The organism is Armatimonas sp. (assembly GCF_031410135.1).
GTDB lineage: Bacteria > Armatimonadota > Armatimonadia > Armatimonadales > Armatimonadaceae > Armatimonas.
Genome location: NZ_JANNYP010000564.1, coordinates 1 through 3,674, shown reverse-complemented (window position 1 = coordinate 3,674; position 3,674 = coordinate 1). Strand labels below are relative to the sequence as shown.

2 protein-coding genes are annotated in these 3,674 nt (G+C 60.2%); both read left to right on the top strand.

What is annotated here, in order from left to right:
- On the top strand, nt 1–2,013 hold a 2,013-nt coding region (locus RMO15_RS20730), incomplete at its 5' end, for a hypothetical protein (protein ID WP_309716472.1).
- Nucleotides 2,010–3,674, top strand: a 1,665-nt coding sequence (locus RMO15_RS20725) for a hypothetical protein (protein WP_309716469.1), incomplete at its 3' end; no start/stop codon positions are given. The genes RMO15_RS20730 and RMO15_RS20725, both read left to right, overlap by 4 nt.

The following is a 3,674-nucleotide window of genomic DNA, read 5'->3' as shown; positions in this document are numbered from 1 at the left end:
CCCAAGCTCGCCGATGAGAAAACCCTCCCCGATGTGGTTGCGGGAGCAATTGCCTGCCAGGTGCGACGGAGCGAGGCGTATATTCGTAATGCCGTTTCGGAGGTCATTGGGCAGGAGTTTTGGCTTCAGCAGCGGTTTTGGCGCTGGTGTAGCCCGGATCACTCTGCCGAGCTACCCGACGAGCTACAAGGCAGATTCGGAGGATTTGGCTCGCCCGCACGGCGGGGATGGCAGGCGAGTGGAATCGCCGATTCGCGCGATCCCCAGCAGGTCTGGCTGGTAGATGCGGATGGCTTTGTTCAGGTGCCGCGCAAAGAGCTACCGACGGAGATCCCGCCCTCACGTAAGCTGATCGCTCCGAGTGCACGACACTTCCCGATAAACGCAACAGGAGCGCGACGCATCGTCCGAATCACGGCGCTTCTGCCTGGAAAGACAGCTCTGGCACTGGAAACGGGCAGCTTGTTGCGCCTAGACCCCCAGAAAGAGCCTCAGGTGCTATCTCTACCGTCTGATCCCAGCTCCAGTATGATTCAATTCGGGGTCGTGGCGGGGGAGAAGCGACACCAATTTCTGGTACGGGCAAACTATCCCCCGGTCACACAGGCACAGAACTTTGTTAGTGCTGCCTCACAAACGCTACTGCGCTGGGACGAGACGCAGCAGACCGTGGTGGAAACGGGCATCACGCTTGATTACAATCGCGGCGGACTCTCAGGGACGCGGCACGGGATCTGGCAGCAGGGACGCGAAAATGGGACGATGGATTTTCTGGCTGTCGGAAGTGATGGCAGCCTGGCAAGTACGTGGGAGAAAGTCTCTCTAAGCTACCCTCAGGATCCAGAACACCCGGAGTTTCAGGCGTATCCTAATTTCTTGGGAGCCTTTGGGGATGTCCTCTGGTTTCAGGTAGCAGTGCCCTTGAGGGGCTATGGCCTGGCGACTTGGAACCCAACCAGCAAAATCTGGAGCAAGTCCGAGGCGCTCAGCGTAGATTATAATTTTAGCAAGGGCGTGGTGGCTTCATCGGATGGCAGTGGCTGGACATATTTAGGGAGTGCGGAAGATACGCTCGTCCGCTACAGTCCGAAAGATAATCTCTGGAGCGCTTATCCCCTGCCGCAGCGCCGCATTAAATCACGCCTGGAAGGCTCTGTTATAGCTGCGACAGAGACGGCAGTGTGGCTGAGCTGTGGCGATGCTGTCTGGCGCTTTGACCGTGCGACTAAGAGCTGGAGCAAGCCAGAGTCCGCACAAAGGGGAACGCCACTTCGCACGACAGCTTCTATCCCCGATGGTAGTGGCGGGTGGTGGCTGGGTAGCTACGACGGACTCTGGCACTTTGACCCTCGGACGGAGCAGTGGCGCGAGCAGACCAGGGAAGCGTCGCTCAAGGACTCCGGTTTTGGGATCGCCCTGATCACCCCGGAGGTGGTTTGGGCACAGGGCGACTCGGTGCTGGCACGGCTGGATCGTGCAAGTGGCACCGCGCGGCTGATCGGGCAGGAGCGGGGTGTGCTCCCTCAAGGCACGCTCCACGAGGCGGCGGGCCTGACCTGGCAGCGGGGCACGGGGCTTTCCTACTTCGATACCAAACAAGAGCGCTTCTCCCCGGTGGCGCTAGACGGCAGGAGGTGCCGCTCCCTGGCGAGCGTGCCCCATACCCCGGATCAGGCACTCTTGATTCTTATGGAAGAGGAGCAGCAGCAGCAGACGGTTCTCTCTCTCTATGATTGCCAAGCACACAAGCTCGATCCCAGCCCCCTCTCACAGCCCGAGGGCAAGCGTGTTCTCTACGACCTGAAGAAGGTCGGCAAAAAACTCTACATCGCGGCCTCGGATGGCCTCTGGCGCTGGGAAGAGAGGGGGCGCTGGGAGGCGATCCTGTCGGGAAAGCAGTTTGACACTCTGTCCTTAGATCGGCAAGACTCGGAGGTTCTCTGGGCATGGGGAGGACGCTCTATGATGGGAACCATAGCATTTGTGGCTCGGATCGAGGAGAGGAAACCATGAAACGACGCACTTTTTTGATGTTCTCGGGTGGGGCTGCCATGCTCTGGGGGGCGGGGACTCGCCCTCAGACTACGCAACCAAAGAACTCTCCTTCCTTTCGTCGCTATCCCATTCCTACCGCTCCTGTGAAGATGGCTAGGGATCCCAGGATTCCCTTTAATTTTCCACAGCCAGTTAATTTTCCACGGCCAGCGCCCATCCGCTATGCTCTCCAGTCGGAGAGTCGGGGCATTCAGCTCTACTCAACGGAGCTAGATCGTGTCCGCTGCGTCTATTTTTTAGAGGGAATCGAGTGGGTGGGCGGGCTGGCGGGCCTCAAGCGGGTGGATCGAAAGCGCAACGAGGTACAGGTCTACGGCACCGAGGATGGCTTGCCAGAGGGCAGTGTACTCCAGGTAGTTGCCGATGGAGCAGAGGTCTACGCCGTGGTGGTGCGTCCTCGCGATGGCCTGCTCTCGTTCTGTGCCTTAGATACGAAGACAGATAAATGGGTGGTGCTCACCCAGCGCCCTCGACAAAACCCAGCCTATGGGGTCAACCAAGGCGGCTCTCTGGCAATCAGCAGTGACTGGGTCGCGTTTGTGCCCGAAGTCACGCTCTTGACAGAGGAGCAACGCGCCCCGTTTTATCTCTACAACCGGCGTACTCGCAAGCTCCAGACAGCGGCCTGGGACCCGGTCATTGCGGCGGACCATCGGCAACTTGAAACCCAGAGTATTCTGATACACGACACCACGCTCTGGCTCGGCACCCAGCTCGGTCTGCTAGGAGTTGCGTTGAAGACAGTCATCGAGCCCGTGCGCTGGCGGAGGCTCCTCCCGGATCGCCAGATACAGAGCATCGCGATGCTAGAAGAGGGGAAAGCTGCGGTGCTCAGCACGGCCCGCGGCCAAGACGAGCGCGAGTCTAGAAGGCAGCGGGTACAGGGGAATGTGGAGCTTCAGGGAGTGGAGCTGGCCACGGGAAAGACGCTGACTCTTCCTGATATTCCTCCACTGACGGCCAAAGTCCCGTCTTTTCTCTTGCGTGAGGGAAAGGCGCTCTGGCTTCTCAGCGCGGAACAGCCAGGACAAGCAAGTCCTGGATTTGGTCAGCGCTCCTTGCCTTTGGCGCTACGTTTGGCTCCGAAGGCAACCCAATGGAAGACTGTTCCTACTGGCCACGTTATGCGTCCGCCAAACGCCCCGCCAAACTTTCCTGCGATGGGGCCACTGGAAGTCGCTGAGGCATCTGTTCTGCCCGACTTGGTCGCGGGAGTGCTGGTCTGCCTTCTGGGGCAGCAGGAGCCGTGGCTGGAGCAGCGCTTCTGGCGCTGGCGTAGCCCGGAGGCGGTGCTTCCTGCGGCACTGGCCCAGCCCTCTCAGGCATATGGCTCGGCGGAGCAGGTAGACCCGAGTGATCCGAACTTGCTCTGGCTGACAGAGGGCGATGCCTTTATCTCCGTGCCCCGCTCCGAACGACCGGCTTGGGAGCCCCTCTCGATGTCGTTTATCAATGGCCGTCCTGCCATGCGACGCGCTCCTCTGACATCCCCCCAGGCAAAGCGCTTCCCCGTGGACATGGCGCAGGCTCGGGAAGGGATTCGGGCCGGGAAGCTCCTCTCGGGGAGCTCGGTGATCGCGCTACCCGATGGAAACCGGCTCCGAAATGCACTCTTGCTA